The sequence below is a fragment of the Streptomyces sp. NPDC057963 genome, from assembly GCF_042887155.1.
Taxonomy (GTDB): Bacteria; Actinomycetota; Actinomycetes; order Streptomycetales; family Streptomycetaceae; genus Streptomyces.
In genome coordinates, this window is sequence record NZ_JBHVPX010000007.1 from 162,571 (window position 1) to 178,197 (window position 15,627).

General features: G+C 71.0%; 14 protein-coding genes. 12 read left to right on the plus strand and 2 right to left on the minus strand.

What is annotated here, in order from left to right; translation table 11 throughout:
* The first annotated feature begins 358 nt into the window (after positions 1–358).
* The 9 genes from ACFVT1_RS18520 to era all read left to right on the plus strand — a co-directional run bounded on the left by ACFVT1_RS18520 (position 359) and on the right by era (position 8,934).
* A complete protein-coding gene (locus ACFVT1_RS18520) occupies positions 359–1,483 on the plus strand; it encodes a carbohydrate kinase family protein (protein WP_389796472.1) in 1,125 nt (374 codons plus the stop codon).
* 139 nt (positions 1,484–1,622) lie between these two features.
* Positions 1,623–2,651 carry a PhoH family protein gene (locus ACFVT1_RS18525; protein WP_389796475.1) on the plus strand — a complete coding sequence of 343 codons (1,029 nt, stop codon included), beginning with the start codon at positions 1,623–1,625 and terminating at the stop codon, positions 2,649–2,651.
* Positions 2,652–2,663: 12 nt separating this feature from the next.
* Entirely contained in the window at positions 2,664–3,161 is a 498-nt protein-coding gene (gene ybeY, locus ACFVT1_RS18530; protein WP_389796477.1) for an rRNA maturation RNase YbeY, read from the plus strand.
* Entirely contained in the window at positions 3,158–4,450 is a 1,293-nt protein-coding gene (locus ACFVT1_RS18535; protein WP_389796480.1) for a hemolysin family protein, read from the plus strand. Before ybeY ends, ACFVT1_RS18535 begins: the two co-directional genes overlap by 4 nt.
* The gene (locus ACFVT1_RS18540; RefSeq protein ID WP_389796482.1) at positions 4,447–4,800 is read left to right on the plus strand and encodes an MmcQ/YjbR family DNA-binding protein; all 354 of its coding nucleotides are present in this window, start codon (positions 4,447–4,449) and stop codon (positions 4,798–4,800) included. The genes ACFVT1_RS18535 and ACFVT1_RS18540 overlap by 4 nt, the downstream gene beginning before the upstream one ends.
* A gap of 105 nt (positions 4,801–4,905) precedes the next feature.
* Positions 4,906–5,259: a cytidine deaminase gene (locus ACFVT1_RS18545; protein WP_362194191.1), complete on the plus strand. Its 354-nt coding sequence runs from the start codon at positions 4,906–4,908 to the stop codon at positions 5,257–5,259.
* Positions 5,260–5,478: 219 nt separating this feature from the next.
* Complete coding sequence (locus ACFVT1_RS18550; protein WP_389796484.1) at positions 5,479–6,861, plus strand: beta-xylosidase; 1,383 nt, start codon at positions 5,479–5,481, stop codon at positions 6,859–6,861.
* A 92-nt stretch (positions 6,862–6,953) separates the two neighbouring features.
* The gene (locus tag ACFVT1_RS18555) at positions 6,954–7,985 is read left to right on the plus strand and encodes a WxL protein peptidoglycan domain-containing protein (protein ID WP_389796487.1); all 1,032 of its coding nucleotides are present in this window, start codon (positions 6,954–6,956) and stop codon (positions 7,983–7,985) included.
* Positions 7,960–8,934 (plus strand): GTPase Era, encoded by a 975-nt coding sequence (gene era / locus ACFVT1_RS18560; protein ID WP_389796488.1) that lies wholly within the window; start codon positions 7,960–7,962, stop codon positions 8,932–8,934. The genes ACFVT1_RS18555 and era overlap by 26 nt, the downstream gene beginning before the upstream one ends.
* 56 nt (positions 8,935–8,990) lie before the next feature.
* On the opposite strand, the gene ACFVT1_RS18565 is transcribed toward era, so the two are convergent.
* Together ACFVT1_RS18565 and ACFVT1_RS18570 are read right to left on the minus strand one after the other, a co-directional pair.
* Positions 8,991–9,257: a protealysin inhibitor emfourin gene (locus tag ACFVT1_RS18565; protein ID WP_389796490.1), complete on the minus strand. Its 267-nt coding sequence runs from the start codon at positions 9,255–9,257 to the stop codon at positions 8,991–8,993.
* A 38-nt stretch (positions 9,258–9,295) separates the two neighbouring features.
* Positions 9,296–10,372, minus strand: coding sequence for a M4 family metallopeptidase (locus tag ACFVT1_RS18570; RefSeq protein WP_389796492.1), 1,077 nt, complete (start codon positions 10,370–10,372; stop codon positions 9,296–9,298).
* A 294-nt stretch (positions 10,373–10,666) separates the two neighbouring features.
* Between ACFVT1_RS18570 and leuA the strand changes: the two genes are divergently transcribed.
* From leuA to ACFVT1_RS18585, 3 genes are all read left to right on the plus strand, one after another.
* Positions 10,667–12,454, plus strand: coding sequence for a 2-isopropylmalate synthase (gene leuA, locus ACFVT1_RS18575; RefSeq protein ID WP_389796494.1), 1,788 nt, complete (start codon positions 10,667–10,669; stop codon positions 12,452–12,454).
* A gap of 208 nt (positions 12,455–12,662) precedes the next feature.
* Positions 12,663–13,340, plus strand: coding sequence for a TerB family tellurite resistance protein (locus ACFVT1_RS18580; protein ID WP_389796941.1), 678 nt, complete (start codon positions 12,663–12,665; stop codon positions 13,338–13,340).
* A gap of 159 nt (positions 13,341–13,499) precedes the next feature.
* Entirely contained in the window at positions 13,500–15,605 is a 2,106-nt protein-coding gene (locus ACFVT1_RS18585) for an MMPL family transporter (protein ID WP_389796496.1), read from the plus strand.
* Positions 15,606–15,627: the final 22 nt, after the last annotated feature.

Consider the following 15,627-nt stretch of genomic DNA (forward strand, 5'->3'; position numbering starts at 1 on the left):
GACATGCCGAAGAGGCGGAGGAGGCAGGGAGGGCAGGCGAAGGCAATGCGGGAATGCGGGAATGCGGGAGTGCGGGAAGTACGGAGAGGCGGTGCACGCGTCGGCAGTTGTCGCCGACGGGGCTCGCGGGCCCAATTTGTATCAACTGCTCCCAGTCGACCGAAAGGCACCCCTATGTGATCTGCGTCACCTATGCGTTTACCCTTCGAGTGTGCGGGTAGCAGCGAGCGTTTATGCAGGTCAGTGCCTGCGTGTGCGGGGCCGGTACGCGCCCGTGGCGAGCGGCGGCGCGGACCCTCCGGTTACGGGCGTGAATCGGGCACACTGGCCAGATCTGCCACGACCGGGGAGCGCAAGGGTGAGCACAGACATTCCAGGGATCGACCCGCTGGACGGGCTGCGCGCCCCGCAGGACCCGGACTGCGACGTCTTCCTCACCGGCACGGTCTTCCTCGACATCATCTTCACCGGCCTGGACAGCGCCCCCGTCCGCGGCACCGAGTCCTGGGCGCGCGGCATGGGCTCCAGCCCCGGGGGCGTCGCCAACATGGCCACCGCGCTGGCCCGGCTGGGGCTGCACACCTCACTGGCCGCGGCGTTCGGCGACGACCACTACGGGGAGTACTGCTGGGACGCCCTGGAACAGGGCGAGGGCATCGACCTGTCCATGTCCCACACCGTCCCCGGCTGGCACTCGCCGGTGACCGTCTCCATGGCGTACGAGGGCGAGCGGACGATGGTCTCGCACGGCCACGAGGCCCCCGGCCCCGCGGGCACCCACGGCGTCGTGATCCCCGCCGAGGAGTCCGTGTTCCCGCGCTGCCCGCCCCGGGCCCGGGCCGCCATCGCCTCGCTCGTCCCCGGCCGCAGCGAGCCCTGGGTCGCCAGGGCGGCCGGGAACGGCGCCCGGATCTTCGCCGACGTCGGCTGGGACGAGACCGGCCGCTGGGACCTGGACGCCCTGGCCGACCTGAAGCACTGCCAGGCGTTTCTCCCGAACGCCGAGGAGGCGATGCGCTACACCCGCACCGACTGCCCGCGCGCCGCGGCCCACGCCCTGGCCGAACGGGTGCCGCTCGCCGTGGTCACCCTGGGCGCGGAGGGCGCGTACGCGGTGGACGCGGCGACCGGGGCGAGCGCCGAGGTGCCCGCGATCGAGGTCGAGGCGCTCGATCCGACCGGGGCGGGCGATGTCTTCGTCGCCGGATTCGTCACCGGCACGCTGGCGGACTGGCCGCTGGCCGACCGGCTGGCCTTCGCCGGACTGACGGCGGCGCTCTCGGTGCAGGAGTTCGGCGGATCGCTGTCGGCGCCGGACTGGGAGGAGATCGCCGCCTGGTGGCAGAAGGTCCGCACCTTCACGGACCAGGATCCGGCGGCGCTCCAGCGCTACGCGTTCCTGGAGAGGCTGCTGCCCGCAGCCGCCAGGCCGTGGCCACTGCGCAGGGCCGTTCCGACGATCGGCTTCCGCCACCCGGGGTAGCCCGGGGCACAGGCGTTCGCAGTGCGTGCGAAAAAGCCCTCGGTGTTGCCGGTGCGGAGTCGTACGCTTGGTAATCCAGAGGTTGTCGATCGGCGAGAACCTTGCAACGGGAGGTATGTGCAGGCCACAGAGCCGGCCCATGACTCAGACACCCACAGCCCAGACCCCCGCGCCGGGGCAGGCGCGAGCCCAGTTCACCGTTCCGGCCAAGCATCCGATGGTGACCGTCCTGGGTTCAGGTGACGCCCTGCTGCGCGTGATCGAGAGGGCCTTCCCGGCGGCCGACATCCATGTCCGGGGAAACGAAGTCAGCGCCGCCGGGGACGCGATGGAAGTCGCTCTGATCCAGCGCCTGTTCGACCAGATGATGCTGGTGCTCCGCACCGGTCAGCCGATGACGGAGGACGCAGTGGAACGCTCGATCGCCATGCTCAGGGCGACGGAGAGCGGCGAGGGGGACGGTCCCGAGACGCCGGCCGAGGTGCTCACCCAGAACATCCTCTCCAGCCGCGGTCGCACCATCCGCCCCAAGACGCTCAACCAGAAGCGGTACGTCGACGCGATCGACAAGCACACGGTCGTCTTCGGTATCGGCCCCGCGGGCACCGGCAAGACCTACCTCGCCATGGCGAAGGCCGTCCAGGCCCTGCAGTCCAAGCAGGTCAACCGCATCATCCTGACCCGGCCCGCCGTCGAGGCGGGCGAGCGGCTCGGCTTCCTGCCGGGCACGCTCTACGAGAAGATCGACCCCTATCTGCGCCCGCTCTACGACGCGCTGCACGACATGCTCGACCCCGACTCGATCCCGCGGCTGATGGCGGCGGGCACGATCGAGGTGGCGCCGCTCGCGTATATGCGCGGTCGTACGCTCAACGACGCGTTCATCATCCTCGACGAGGCGCAGAACACCAGCGCCGAGCAGATGAAGATGTTCCTGACCCGGCTCGGCTTCGATTCGAAGATCGTCGTCACCGGTGACGTCACCCAGGTCGACCTGCCGAACGGGACCAAGAGCGGTCTGCGTCAGGTCCAGGACATCCTGGACGGCGTTCAGGACGTCCACTTCTCCCGGCTCACCTCCCAGGATGTCGTCCGGCACAAGCTGGTCGGCCGTATCGTCGACGCGTACGAGAAGTACGACAACCGAGACAGCCACAACGGGAAGTAGTCGCACCGCACCATGTCGATCGACGTCAACAACGAGTCCGGAACCGAGGTCGACGAGCAGGCGATCCTCGACATCGCCCGCTACGCCCTCGCGCGGATGCGGATCCACCCCCTCTCCGAACTCTCGGTGATCGTGGTGGACACCGACGCCATGGAGCAGCTCCACATCCAGTGGATGGACCTGCCGGGGCCGACGGATGTCATGTCCTTCCCGATGGACGAACTCCGTCCGCCGGCCAAGGACGACGAGGAGCCCCCGCAGGGGCTCCTCGGTGACATCGTGCTCTGCCCGGAGGTCGCCAAGAAGCAGGGCGAGGACGCGGAGACGCAGCACTCCATGGACGAGGAGCTCCAGCTCCTCACCGTCCACGGAGTGCTGCACCTCCTCGGGTACGACCACGAGGAGCCGGACGAGAAGGCCGAGATGTTCGGCCTCCAGGCCGCGATCGTCGACGGCTGGCGCGCCGAGCGCGGCCTGACCGGTCCGTCGCCCGCCCCCACCGTCTCGTGAGCGTTCCCCTCGTCCTGGGAGCCGTGCTGCTGGTCGTCGTGGGCTGGCTGGCGGCCTGCGCGGAGGCGGGCATCGCCCGTACGTCGAGCTTCCGGGCCGCCGAGGCGGTCCGGTCCGGGCGGCGCGGCAGCCGGAAACTGGAACAGGTCGCGGCCGACCCGACCCGCTACCTCAACGTCGCCCTGCTGGTGCGGGTCGCCTGCGAGATGTCGGCCGGTGTGCTCGTCACGTACGCCTGTCTGAAGGAGTTCCCCCAGACCTGGGAGGCGCTGGCCGTCGCCATGGCCGTGATGGTCCTCGTCTCGTATGTCGCCATCGGTGTCTCACCGCGCACCATCGGCCGCCAGCACCCGCTGAACACGGCCACGGCGGCGGCGTACGTCCTGCTGCCGCTGGCCAGGGTCATGGGCCCGATCCCGCAGCTGCTGATCCTCATCGGCAACGCCGTGACGCCGGGCAAGGGGTTCCGCAAGGGGCCGTTCGCCAGTGAGGCCGAGCTGCGGGCGATGGTCGACCTCGCCGAGCAGGAGTCGCTGATCGAGGACGAGGAGCGCCGCATGGTGCACTCGGTCTTCGAGCTCGGTGACACGCTGGTGCGCGAGGTCATGGTGCCGCGGACCGATCTGGTCTGCATCGAGCGCTACAAGACGATCCGGCAGGCGCTGACGCTGGCGCTGCGCTCCGGCTTCTCGCGGATCCCCGTCACCGGGGAGAACGAGGACGACATCGTCGGCGTCGTGTACCTCAAGGACCTGGTCCGCAAGACACACATCAACCGGGAGTCGGAGGCCGATCTCGTCTCCACGGCGATGCGGCCGGCGGCGTTCGTGCCCGATACGAAGAACGCCGGTGATCTGCTGCGCGAGATGCAGCAGGAGCGCAGCCATGTCGCCGTCGTGATCGACGAGTACGGCGGTACGGCGGGCATCGTCACCATCGAGGACATCCTCGAAGAGATCGTCGGCGAGATCACCGACGAGTACGACCGTGAACTCCCGCCCGTCCAGGAGCTGGAGAACGGCTGCTTCCGGGTGACCGCGCGCCTGGACATCGGCGACCTCGGGGACCTGTTCGACCTCGACGAGTACGACGACGAGGACGTGGAGACGGTCGGCGGACTGCTCGCGAAGGCGCTGGGCCGGGTCCCGATCGCCGGGGCGTCTTCGGTCGTCGACCTGCCGGACGGCCGCCGGCTCCGGCTGACGGCGGAGTCCCCGGCGGGTCGCCGGAACAAGATCGTCACGGTGCTGGTGGAGCCCGTGGGGCCACAGGGGGTGGACGCAGAGTGACTCCGCAGCAGCTGCGGGCGTTCTGCCTGGACTTCAACGCGAGCGTCGAGGAGTTCCCGTTCGGGCCGGAGGCGTCCGTCTTCAAGGTGCTCGGCAAGATGTTCGCGCTCAGCACGCTGGACGCGCGTCCGCTGAGCGTGAACCTCAAGTGCGATCCGGACGAGGCGGTGCGGCTGCGGGAGGAGTACGACGCGGTGGTGCCGGGCTGGCACATGAACAAGCGCCACTGGAACACGGTGACGGTGTCCGGGGTGCCGGACCGGGTGCTCCGTGAGCTGATCGAGGACTCCTACGACCTGGTCGTGGCGGGACTGCCGAAGGCGGACCGGCTCAGGCTGGACCGGGCATAGGGATCAGGCCCCCGCGGCGGTCGAGGAGAGGGGCCCGGGGCGGAGCCGCCGGCCACGGGAAGGGGCGGGGCGGGGAACGGGCCCCCCGGTTCGTATGCTCGGCACATGACTGAGAGCACCGACCTCGGCCCCGAGGACCGCAAGATCGTCACGCTGGCGCGCAGCGCCCGCGCCCGCAACGGTGTGCCGGAGGGCGCGGCCGTGCGGGACGAGACCGGACGTACGTATGTCGCCGGCACCGTGCGGCTGGAATCGCTGAAGCTCAGCGCGTTGCAGACCGCCGTCGCGATGGCCGTGGCCAGCGGCGCCACCTCGCTGGAGGCCGCCGCGGTCGTCTCCGAGGCCCCGGCCCCGTCGGACGAGGACCGCGCCGCCGTACGGGACCTGGGCGGCCCGGACACACCGGTGCTGCTCGCCGGACCCGACGGCACGCTGCGGGTCAGCGTGACGGCGGGCTGACGCCGGCGGACTGATGTCGGCGGAGTAGAGCGTGACGGCAGGCCGGCGCCGGCGGAATCCCGCGGAGGAACGCGCCTCCCGGCAGCCGATCTTGACAGCATCTGATGGCCCATCAGTCGGCGCGTTTCGCTTCCATTGACTTCTTTTCGGCCGGAGTCGTCAATGGGCCCCTGTCGGCGCAGAAGAGCCGCTGCGCCGCATCCGGCAGGAGGGGGCTCCATGCGACCGACCGTCCGAGGAATCAGCAGGCGAAGAGCCGGGGCCCGAAGACGCCCCCCGCGCGGCCGCCGCTGGGCCGCCGCGCTGGGGGTGGGCGCGCTCGTCGTCGCCGGGGGAGGGGGACTCGCCGCCCCCGCACAGGCCACCGTGACGGCCTCCGTGCCGGTGGACTTCCCCACCCACTGCATCCCGCCGGCCATCGCGGGCATCCCGCCGATCGACGGGACGACGAAGGCCGAGATCACCGTCGACAACGCCGCCCCGACCGTGGGCGACACGGTCACGGTCACGTACACCGTCGTCAAACCGGCCGCGGGCAACCCGGTGGATCTGGCGCTGCCCGCCGACATCATGACGCCGACCGGCAAGGTCACCGTCGGCGGTGCGCAGTCCACGAGCGTCACCGTCGCGGGGCCGAAGAAGAACACCCCGGTCCCCGGCAAGGGCGACTTCCCGTCGTTCTCGATGACCGGCACCTTCACGGTCACCGCGCCCGGCCAGATCACGCTGTCGCCCGGCGACTACAACATCCACACCAGCTACATCATGGAGCTGGACACCCCCTGCACGGTGACGGATCCGCCCGCCCCGGTCTCCGAGACGATCCTCGCGACCGACGGCGGCGGCCAGGTCAACGAGCGCGCCATCCGGCTCGGGGCCGCGTCCGGCAAGGCGGGCGACGCGGTCACCGTGACCGGGTCGAAGTTCACCGCGGGCGCGGACGTCACGCTCGCGGGCCGGGCCGGTGACGCCCGGACAGCCGACACGGCCACCGTCAAGGCGGACGCTTCGGGCGGCTTCAGCGGCCGGCTCACCGTCGACGATCCGGCGACCACCGGCATCGTCGCCTACGAGGGCGGCGGCTGGGACGCGGCCAAGGGCGCCGGGCCGCAGGCGTACACCGTCACCGGTGGCGGCGGCGAGGTCCCTGACGGCAGCCAGCGGCTCGACTCGTCCGTGAAGGCGGGCACGCTGTCCATGGTCCAGGCCGGGGACACCGTCGAGATGTCGGCGGTCGACTTCGGGAGGGGCGGCGCCTCCCGCGGCTCGCTGCAGACGGTGACGGTCGAGGACTACCGCGGCGGTCCCGCCGGCTGGTCCCTCACCGGAAAGGTCACCGACTTCAAGGGCCCCGGCGGCGCGACGATCGGTGCGTCCGCACTCGGCTGGACCCCGGTCTGCGCGACGAAGCCCGGCAGCCCCAGCACCTGTGCGGCCGGTTCCGCGGGACCGGTGGGCAGCGCGGGCGCCACGCTGGCGTCCACGCCGAACGGGGCCCTCACCGGCGGTGAGTTCACCGTCGACGCCCGGCTCGCGCTGAAGGTACCGGCGTACACCGCCCCCGGGGCGTACTCCGGCGTGCTCACCCTCACCCTCACGTGACCGAGCGGCACCGGACGACCGGCGGACCGGGCGCGCACCCGCCCGGACCGCCCGTCCCGCACCCCGACCGACCGATCCGGAGGCCCCGCACCGTGCGCAAGCTGTACGTACTCCTCCTGGCCGGCGTCCTCGTGCTGACCGGCGCCCCCGCCGCCCACGCCGCGGACAACGGCAGCTGGTCGGTCTACCCGGCCACCACCCAGGCCGGGCAGCGCCCGTACTTCTACCTCTCCGCCGATCCCGGCGCCACGCTCGACGACCAGGTCACCGTCACCAACAAGACGGACCGGCCGCAGACCTTCCGGCTGTACGCGGCCGACGCCTACAACACCGCGCGCGACGGCGGCTTCGCCGTCCGGGCCCAGAACGAGAAACAGCGCTCGGTCGGCGCCTGGACGAGGACCGGCCGCGACCGGGTCACCGTACGGCCGCACGGCTCCGTCACCGTCCCGGTCACCCTCACCGTCCCCGAGGACGCCGAGCCCGGCGACCACCCCGGCGCACTCGTCGCCCTCGACGAACGCATCGATCCGGCGGACGCGGGAGCCGTCGCCGTCGGCATCCGGAAGGCGGTCGGCGCCCGGATCTATCTGCGGGTGAACGGGCCGACGATGCCCGCGCTCTCCGTGGACGACATCGAGGTCGAGCACACCCAGCCGCTGGTCCCGGGCACCGGGAAGAGCCGGGCCGTCATCTCGTACACGCTCCGCAACCGGGGCAATGTCACCCTCAGCCCCAAGGTCTCCCTCAAGGCCGAGGGCCTCTTCGGCCGCACCCTCCTTGCCCGCGATCTGAAGAAGATCCCCTCCGAACTCCTGCCCCGCCAGCAGGTCCGGCTGACCGAGCAGTGGGCCGACGCTCCCCAACTGGAATGGGGCGAGATCGAACTGACCGCGAGCGCCCGCGACACCCGCGAGTCGGCCGCCGTCGGATACTTCGCACTGCCCTGGCTGGTGGCCGGGGTCCTGCTGGTGATCGCCGGCGGGGCCGCGGCGCTGTGGATACGGGCCCGCCGGAGCCGTGCCCGTACGGTCCGGGACGCGCGCGACAGGCCCCGTCGCGGCGGTTGGTACGGCGGAGCCGCCAGGATCGGGGACAATGGGCGCCATGAGCGTTCGACCTGACACAGAAGCCGCTGCACAGCAGGCTGCGGACCACGCCCCCCACCGGGCCGGCTTCGCCTGCTTCGTGGGCCGCCCCAACGCGGGCAAGTCCACCCTCACGAACGCTCTGGTCGGCCAGAAGGTGGCGATCACCTCCAACCGGCCCCAGACCACCCGGCACACCGTGCGCGGCATCGTGCACCGCGAGGACGCCCAGCTGATCCTGGTCGACACCCCCGGCCTCCACAAGCCGCGCACGCTGTTGGGCGAGCGTCTCAACGACGTCGTACGCACCACCTGGGCCGAGGTCGACGTCATCGGCTTCTGCCTGCCCGCCGACCAGAAGCTCGGCCCCGGTGACAAGTACATCGTCAAGGAACTCGCGGGCATCAAGAAGACCCCGAAGATCGCCGTCATCACCAAGACCGACCTGGTCGACTCCAAGCAGCTCGCCGAACAGCTGCTCGCCGTGTCCCGCCTCGGCGAGGAGCTCGGCTTCGAGTGGGCCGAGATCATCCCGGTCTCCGCGGTGAAGGACCAGCAGGTCGGCCTGCTGGCCGATCTGATCGCCCCGCTGCTCCCGGAGAGCCCGCCGCTCTACCCGGAGGGCGACCTCACCGACGAGCCCGAGATGGTCATGGTCGCGGAGCTGATCCGGGAGGCCGCGCTCGAAGGCGTACGGGACGAGCTGCCGCACTCCATCGCGGTCGTCGTCGAAGAGATGCTGCCGCGCGAGAACCGCCCGGCGGACAAGCCGCTGCTCGACATCCACGCCAACGTCTACATCGAACGCCCCAGCCAGAAGGGCATCATCATCGGCCCGAAGGGCAAGCGGCTGAAGGACGTCGGTACGAAGTCGCGCAAGCACATCGAGGCACTGCTCGGCACGCCGGTCTTCCTGGATCTGCACGTGAAGGTGGCCAAGGACTGGCAGCGCGACCCGAAACAGCTGCGGAAGCTGGGGTTCTGAGCGGGCTCAGGGGCGCGCCGGTCCCCTGGCGGGCCGGCGACCCGGGCGGCGCTCTCTCACGCGCCCTCCTTCAGGACGCGTGAGATCAGCGCGCGCTGGGCGTCGGTCAATTTCGGATCCGCGCAGTGGATCGTCCGGTCGCCGATCGTGATCCGGTAGCGGAAGCCGTCCGGGACGCCCGGGGGCGGGGTGTCGTGGCCCGCGGCGAGCGCCGATTCGGCCATGGCCTCCCATTCCGGGGCGTCGGCCCGTCCGGCGGTGTCGACCTCGCGGTGGCGTGCGATGCCGGCGAAGCCGCCGGTCCTGCTGACCTGAATCCGCATGTGGTCTCCTCCATCGCCGGACGGGTCCGGGGTCGTTTCTACGCGGTCGGTACGCCCACCTCCGACCATGCCTTCAGGACCGCCTCCGCCTCGTCGCCCTCCCCGAAGCGGCTGCGGGCCGCGGCCACCGTCAGCCGGGCGAAGGAGGCGAAGTCCGCGTCCACGGCCAGTTGCCCCCCTGTGAGCACATCGAACCAGAGTTGACCGGCCCGCTCCCACGCATTGCCGCCGAGCGCCGTCGCCAGCAGGTAGAACGCGCGGTTCGGGATGCCGGAGTTGATGTGCACTCCGCCGTTGTCCTCGCTGGTGCGGACGTAGTCCGCCATCGACGCGGGCTGCGGGTCCTTGCCCAGTACGTCGTCGTCGTACGCGGTTCCCGGCGCCTTCAGCGAGCGCAGTGCCTCGCCCTGGACGCCGGGTGCCAGCAGTCCGGCGCCGATCAGCCAGTCGGCCTGGTCGGCGCTCTGGCCCAGCGTGTACTGCTTGACCAGGGAGCCGAAGACGTCGGACACCGATTCGTTGAGCGCGCCGGACTGGCCGTTGTAGCTCAGATTGGCGGTGTACTGGGTCAGCCCGTGTGTCAGTTCGTGGGCGATCACGTCGATGGCGACGGTGAAGTCCAGGAAGACCTCGCCGTCCCCGTCGCCGAAGACCATCTGCTCGCCGTCGAAGAAGGCGTTGTTGTACTTCTCGTCGTAGTGCACGGAACCGATCAGCGGCAGTCCGCTGCCGTCGATCGAACGGCGGCCGTACGCCTTGAGCAGCAGGTCGAACGTTGCTCCGAGCCCCGCGTACGCGCGGTTGACGCTCGCGTCCTTCGTCGGCTCCTGGCCCTCCGTGCGGACCTCGGTGCCGGGCAGCCGGGTGCTGTGGCGGCAGTCGTACAGGGTTCGGTCGGGTTGGTCGGACGCCTCCCCCTCCGCCGCGCGGGCGGGGGGCACGGTGGCGACCGTGGCCATCTGGCGGCGGGTGCGGCGGGCGGCGTCGCCCTCCAGGGTGCGGCGGGCGGGGCCCGCGAGATCGGGGTTGTCGGACTGGGACAGCTTGTCGAGGACATGGGGCGGCACGATCGTGCAGAAGACGGGGTGGAACCCGTGCGGAGACTGAGGCTGCATGCACTCGACTGTGGCACCGGGTAACCGTCATGTCACCCGTTGCGACCCGGATTGACGAAATGGAGTGATCGGTCACCGTTGGGCGTTTCCGGCGCCCGGTCCCGCATACTGATACGGGACGGACGCCTCAGGCGCCTCTCGGCTACTCTCGACGCATCATGCGTTTCGGGCTGCTTCTTCTTAGCTGCCGCGGCGAGGGCCTGTAGTCGTAGGCCGACCCCCTCCCCGCGGAGTCTGGTGTTGCAGCGACACAGTCGGCCGTCCCATTGGTTGGACCCCGAGGAGCCGTACGCCATGACCGCCGCAAATCCCGCTCGGACCCCCGCTGAGACCGCTGTCGGCCGGCCGACGCCGATCACCAACGCCACGGGCCTGCAGAAGCCGTCCGGGATGCCGATCCACAAGTACGGCCGGTACGAGGCCGTCGAGATCCCCGACCGCACCTGGCCGGACAACCGGATCACCGTCGCGCCCCGCTGGCTCTCCACCGACCTGCGCGACGGCAACCAGGCCCTGATCGACCCGATGTCGCCGGCCCGCAAGCGCGAGATGTTCGATCTGCTCGTACGCATGGGCTACAAGGAGATCGAGGTCGGCTTCCCGTCCTCCGGCGAGACCGACTTCGCGTTCGTCCGCTCCATCATCGAAGAGGGCGCGATCCCCGAGGACGTGACGATCTCCGTCCTGACGCAGGCGCGCGAGGATCTGATCGAGCGGACCGTGGAGTCCCTCGTCGGCGCCCACCGCGCGACCGTCCACCTGTACAACGCGACGGCTCCCACCTTCCGCCGGGTCGTCTTCCGCGGCTCGAAGGACGACATCAAGCAGATCGCCGTGGACGGCACCCGGCTGGTCGTGGAGTACGCCGAGAAGCTGCTGGGCCCGGAGACGGTCTTCGGCTACCAGTACAGCCCCGAGATCTTCACCGACACCGAGCTGGACTTCGCCCTGGAGGTCTGCGAGGCGGTCTGTGACGTCTGGCAGCCGGAGGAGGGCCGCGAGATCATCCTCAACCTGCCCGCCACCGTGGAGCGTTCGACCCCGTCCACGCACGCGGACCGGTTCGAGTGGATGTCGCGCAACCTGACGCGCCGCGAGTTCGTCTGCCTGTCGGTCCACCCGCACAACGACCGCGGCACCGCCGTCGCCGCCGCCGAACTGGCCATCATGGCCGGTGCGGACCGGATCGAGGGCTGCCTGTTCGGCCAGGGCGAGCGCACCGGCAACGTCGACCTGGTCACCCTGGGCATGAACCTCTTCTCGCAGGGTGTCGACCCGCAGATCGACTTCTCGCAGATCGACGAGATCCGCCGCACCAGCGAGTACTGCAACCAGATGGAGGTCCACCCGCGCCACCCCTACGCGGGCGACCTGGTCTACACCGCCTTCTCCGGCTCCCACCAGGACGCCATCAAGAAGGGCTTCGACGCCATGGAGGCCGACGCGGCCGCCCTGGGCAAGACGGTCGACGACATCGAGTGGGCGGTGCCGTACCTGCCGATCGACCCGAAGGACGTCGGCCGCAGCTACGAGGCCGTCATCCGGGTCAACTCGCAGTCCGGCAAGGGCGGAATCGCCTACGTGCTGAAGAACGACCACAAGCTGGACCTGCCCCGCCGGATGCAGATCGAGTTCTCCCGGATCATTCAGGCCAAGACCGATGCCGAGGGCGGCGAGGTCACGCCGACGCAGATCTGGTCCACGTTCCAGGACGAGTACCTGCCGAACCCGGACAACGCCTGGGGGCGCGTGCAGATCCGCTCCGGTCAGACCACGACCGGCTCCGACGGCCGGGACACCATCACCGTCGAGGCGACCGTGGACGGCACGGACACGGTGCTGGCCGGCACCGGCAACGGCCCGATCTCCGCGTTCTTCGAAGCGCTGCAGGCCATCGGCATCGACGCCCGTCTGCTGGACTACACCGAGCACACCATGAGCGAGGGCGCCAGCTCCCAGGCCGCCTCGTACATCGAGTGCGCGATCGACGGAAAGGTCCTGTGGGGCATCGGCATCGACGCCAACACCACGCGTGCCTCCCTGCAGGCGGTCGTCTCCGCCGTCAACCGCTCCGCCCGCTGACCCGGGTGCCCGAAAAGGCCTGAAGCCGCACGGTCGAAGACCCCGCCCACCCGCGTCCGGGGGGCGGGGTTCGGCCATCTCCGGGGTTGTGACGATCGAGGTACTGACGCCGCATCACGACTGTGGTTAACATCACGTCGACACACGGCAATGTTGCCGGAGCGTTACGGAGGTGTGCGACGTGCGGTCAGCCCTGGTACAACGCGCCATGAAGCTGCGTATCTGCGGCATCCGCACCATCTGGGACACCGTCGGCGACGGCGAGTTCTTCTGCCCCGGCTGCGGCGGCGACCGCAACTACCGCCGTCTCACCGGCCGTCGCCGCTTCACGGTGCTCGGCGTGCCGATGCTGCGGCGCGGCACCGCGGGCCCCGTCGTGGAATGCGCCGCCTGCCGGGCCCACTTCGACACCGAGGTGCTCGACCACCCCACCACCACCCGCTTCTCCGCGATGCTCCGGGACGCCGTCCACACGGTTGCGCTCGGCGTCCTCGCGGCCGGCGGCACCGCCTCCCGTCCGGTCCTGGAGGCCGCGGCGGCCATCGTGCGCGACGCCGGCTTCGACGACTGCACGGAGGAGCAGCTCTCCACCGTCGTCGAGGTCCTCTCCGCCGACATCGGCCACGGCTCCGCCTTCGACCCGGCGGCCGAGGCCTGCGGTGCGGCCCTCGCCATCGAACTGCACGAGGCACTGGAACCCCTCGCCCCGCATCTGGCACCCGCCGGTCGCGAATCGATCCTGCTGCAGGGTGCGAGGATCGCGCTGGCCGACGGCCCGTACGGACAGGCGGAGCGCGAGGTGCTGGCCACGGTCGGCGGGGCGCTGCAGCTCTGCGCCGAGGACACCGCCCGGCTGCTCGCCGCGGCGGCGCGCACCCCCTCCTGAGCGGTCCCGCCCGCACCCGGCGCGTACTCCCGCGGGAGTAATCGGGCCCGTGCGCCCACTGCGGCAGTAGCGGCGAAGTCGGCCCCCGGTGCGACGTAACGGCCGCTTTCCGCCGGGAGTCTGGACAGGAACCAGACACCCGGCGGAAGGGGGCCCGTCATGAGGGCCGCAGTGGAATCAAGCGGTACGCGTTCGCGACCGCGCAACCGGCGGCGCATGCTGCTGCCCTGGGCGATCCTCGCCCTCTGGGTCGCCGCGGCAGCATTCGCCGGCCCGTTGTCGGGCAGGCTCGGCGGCGTACAGACCAACCATGCCGTCGACTACCTTCCGGCGAGCGCCGATTCCACGCAGGTGGCGAAGATCCAGGACGCGCTGCCCGGCGGCGAGGCCACCGAACTCGTCGTCGTCTACCACCGCGACGGCGGGCTGACCGCCGCCGACCGGGCCCTGGCCGCCGAGCAGACGGCCGAGGTCGCCCGCGGCCACGCACTCACCGGGACGCCGCGCCCCGTCCCGTCCGAGGACGGCACGACTCTGATGTACCCGGTCGCCACCGTCGAGCCGGGACAGGACGACGACGCCAGGACCGCCTTCGTCGACGAGGTGCGCGCGGTCGCCGAGGGCGGCGGCGGACTGAGCGTGGAGGTCGGCGGCGCCGGGGCGCTGAACACCGACGCGCAGAAGGTCTACGGATCCCTCGGCGGACCGCTGCTCTACACGACCGTCGCCGTCGTGGCGATCCTGCTGATCGTCATCTACCGCAGCCCGCTGCTGTGGCTGGTGCCACTGGTCGTCGCGGGCGTGGCCGACGCCCTGTCCATGGCCCTCGTGTACGGCCTCAACCGCGGCTTCGACATCACGGTCACCAGCCAGAGCTCCGCCGTGATGACCATCCTCGTCTTCGGCGTGGGCACCGACTACGCGTTGCTGCTGGTCTCCCGCTACCGGGAGGAGCTGAGCCGCTTCACGCGGCCGTACGACGCCATGACCGCCGCCCTGCGCGGCTGCGGGCCCGCGATCGTCGCCTCCTCCGGCACCGTCGCCGCGGGACTGCTCTGCCTGCTCGCCGCCGACCTCACCAGCAGCCGGGGCATGGGCCCCATCGCCGCCGTCGGGGTGCTCTGCGCGCTGCTGGCCATGACGACGCTGCTGCCGGCGCTCCTGGTGCTGCTCGGCCGCCGGGTGTTCTGGCCGCTCATTCCCGCGTACGGCAGCGCGCCCCGGCAGCGCCGTTCGCTCTTCGCCGTGATGGGCGGTTCGGCCGGGCGCAGGCCGCTGGCCGTGCTCGCCTGCGGGGGAGTGCTGCTGGGCGCGCTGGCGCTCGGCGCGTTCCACCTGCCCGGCCACCTCAAGCAGCAGGACTCCTTCTCCAGCAAGCCGGAGTCGATCACGGCGATGGAGACCCTCGCCGCCGCCTACCCCGGCCGCTCCACCCAGCCGATCACCGTGATGGCACCCACCGAGCGGGCCGGGGCGGTCCTGGCGAAGGCCCGTGCCACCGAGGGCGTCGCCGCCGTCGAACGCGGCCGCAGCGGCGGCGGGTGGACCGAACTGTCCGTGGCCGCCACCGACCGGCCCGAGTCGGCGGGGGAGCGGGCGACCGTCGAGGCCCTGCGCGACGCCCTGGACGGCAGCCACGTCGGCGGGCCCGGCGCCCAGCAGATGGACGCGGAGACGGCCGACGCCAGGGATCTCCGGACCGTCGTACCACTCGTCCTGGCCTCCGTCCTGCTGATCCTGATCGCACTGCTGCGCAGCCTCGTCGCGCCGCTGCTGCTGGTCGTCGCCGTCGTGGCGGTGTGGGGCGCCTCGCTCGGCATCGGCGGACTCGTCTTCGAACCGCTCCTCGGGATGAAGGGCACCGATTCCGGACTGCCGCTGCTGTCCTTCGTCTTCCTGGTGGCACTCGGCGTCGACTACGGCATCTTCCTGATGCACCGGGTCCGCGAGGAGACCGTCTCCGGCGCCGCACCGACGGCCGCCGCGCTCACCGCACTGCGCACCACGGGCGGGGTGATCGCCTCGGCGGGCCTGGTGCTCGCGGCCACCTTCGCGGTCCTGACGAACATGCCGATGGTGAGCCTGGTCCAGATGGGCTTCGTCGTCGCCGTCGGCGTACTCCTCGACACCTTCCTCGTCCGCACCTACCTGGTGACCTCCGCGAGCGTGGCACTCCAGCGGAAGATCTGGTGGCCGGGCGCGCTCAGCCGGACCCCCGCCGTACCGGACGGCGCCCGCGAACCCGAACTCCTCACAATCACCTGACGGATGCCCCACCCGTACCGGA

Coding starts and splice junctions, on each gene's coding strand:
- ACFVT1_RS18525 (WP_389796475.1), top strand. CDS start 1,623: ATGACTCAGACACCCACAGCCCAGACCCCCGCGCCGGGGCAGGCGCGA.
- ybeY (WP_389796477.1), top strand. CDS start 2,664: ATGTCGATCGACGTCAACAACGAGTCCGGAACCGAGGTCGACGAGCAG.
- ACFVT1_RS18545 (WP_362194191.1), top strand. CDS start 4,906: ATGACTGAGAGCACCGACCTCGGCCCCGAGGACCGCAAGATCGTCACG.
- ACFVT1_RS18550 (WP_389796484.1), top strand. CDS start 5,479: ATGCGACCGACCGTCCGAGGAATCAGCAGGCGAAGAGCCGGGGCCCGA.
- era (WP_389796488.1), top strand. CDS start 7,960: ATGGGCGCCATGAGCGTTCGACCTGACACAGAAGCCGCTGCACAGCAG.
- ACFVT1_RS18565 (WP_389796490.1), bottom strand. CDS start 9,257: ATGCGGATTCAGGTCAGCAGGACCGGCGGCTTCGCCGGCATCGCACGC.
- ACFVT1_RS18570 (WP_389796492.1), bottom strand. CDS start 10,372: ATGCAGCCTCAGTCTCCGCACGGGTTCCACCCCGTCTTCTGCACGATC.
- leuA (WP_389796494.1), top strand. CDS start 10,667: ATGACCGCCGCAAATCCCGCTCGGACCCCCGCTGAGACCGCTGTCGGC.
- ACFVT1_RS18580 (WP_389796941.1), top strand. CDS start 12,663: ATGAAGCTGCGTATCTGCGGCATCCGCACCATCTGGGACACCGTCGGC.
- ACFVT1_RS18585 (WP_389796496.1), top strand. CDS start 13,500: ATGAGGGCCGCAGTGGAATCAAGCGGTACGCGTTCGCGACCGCGCAAC.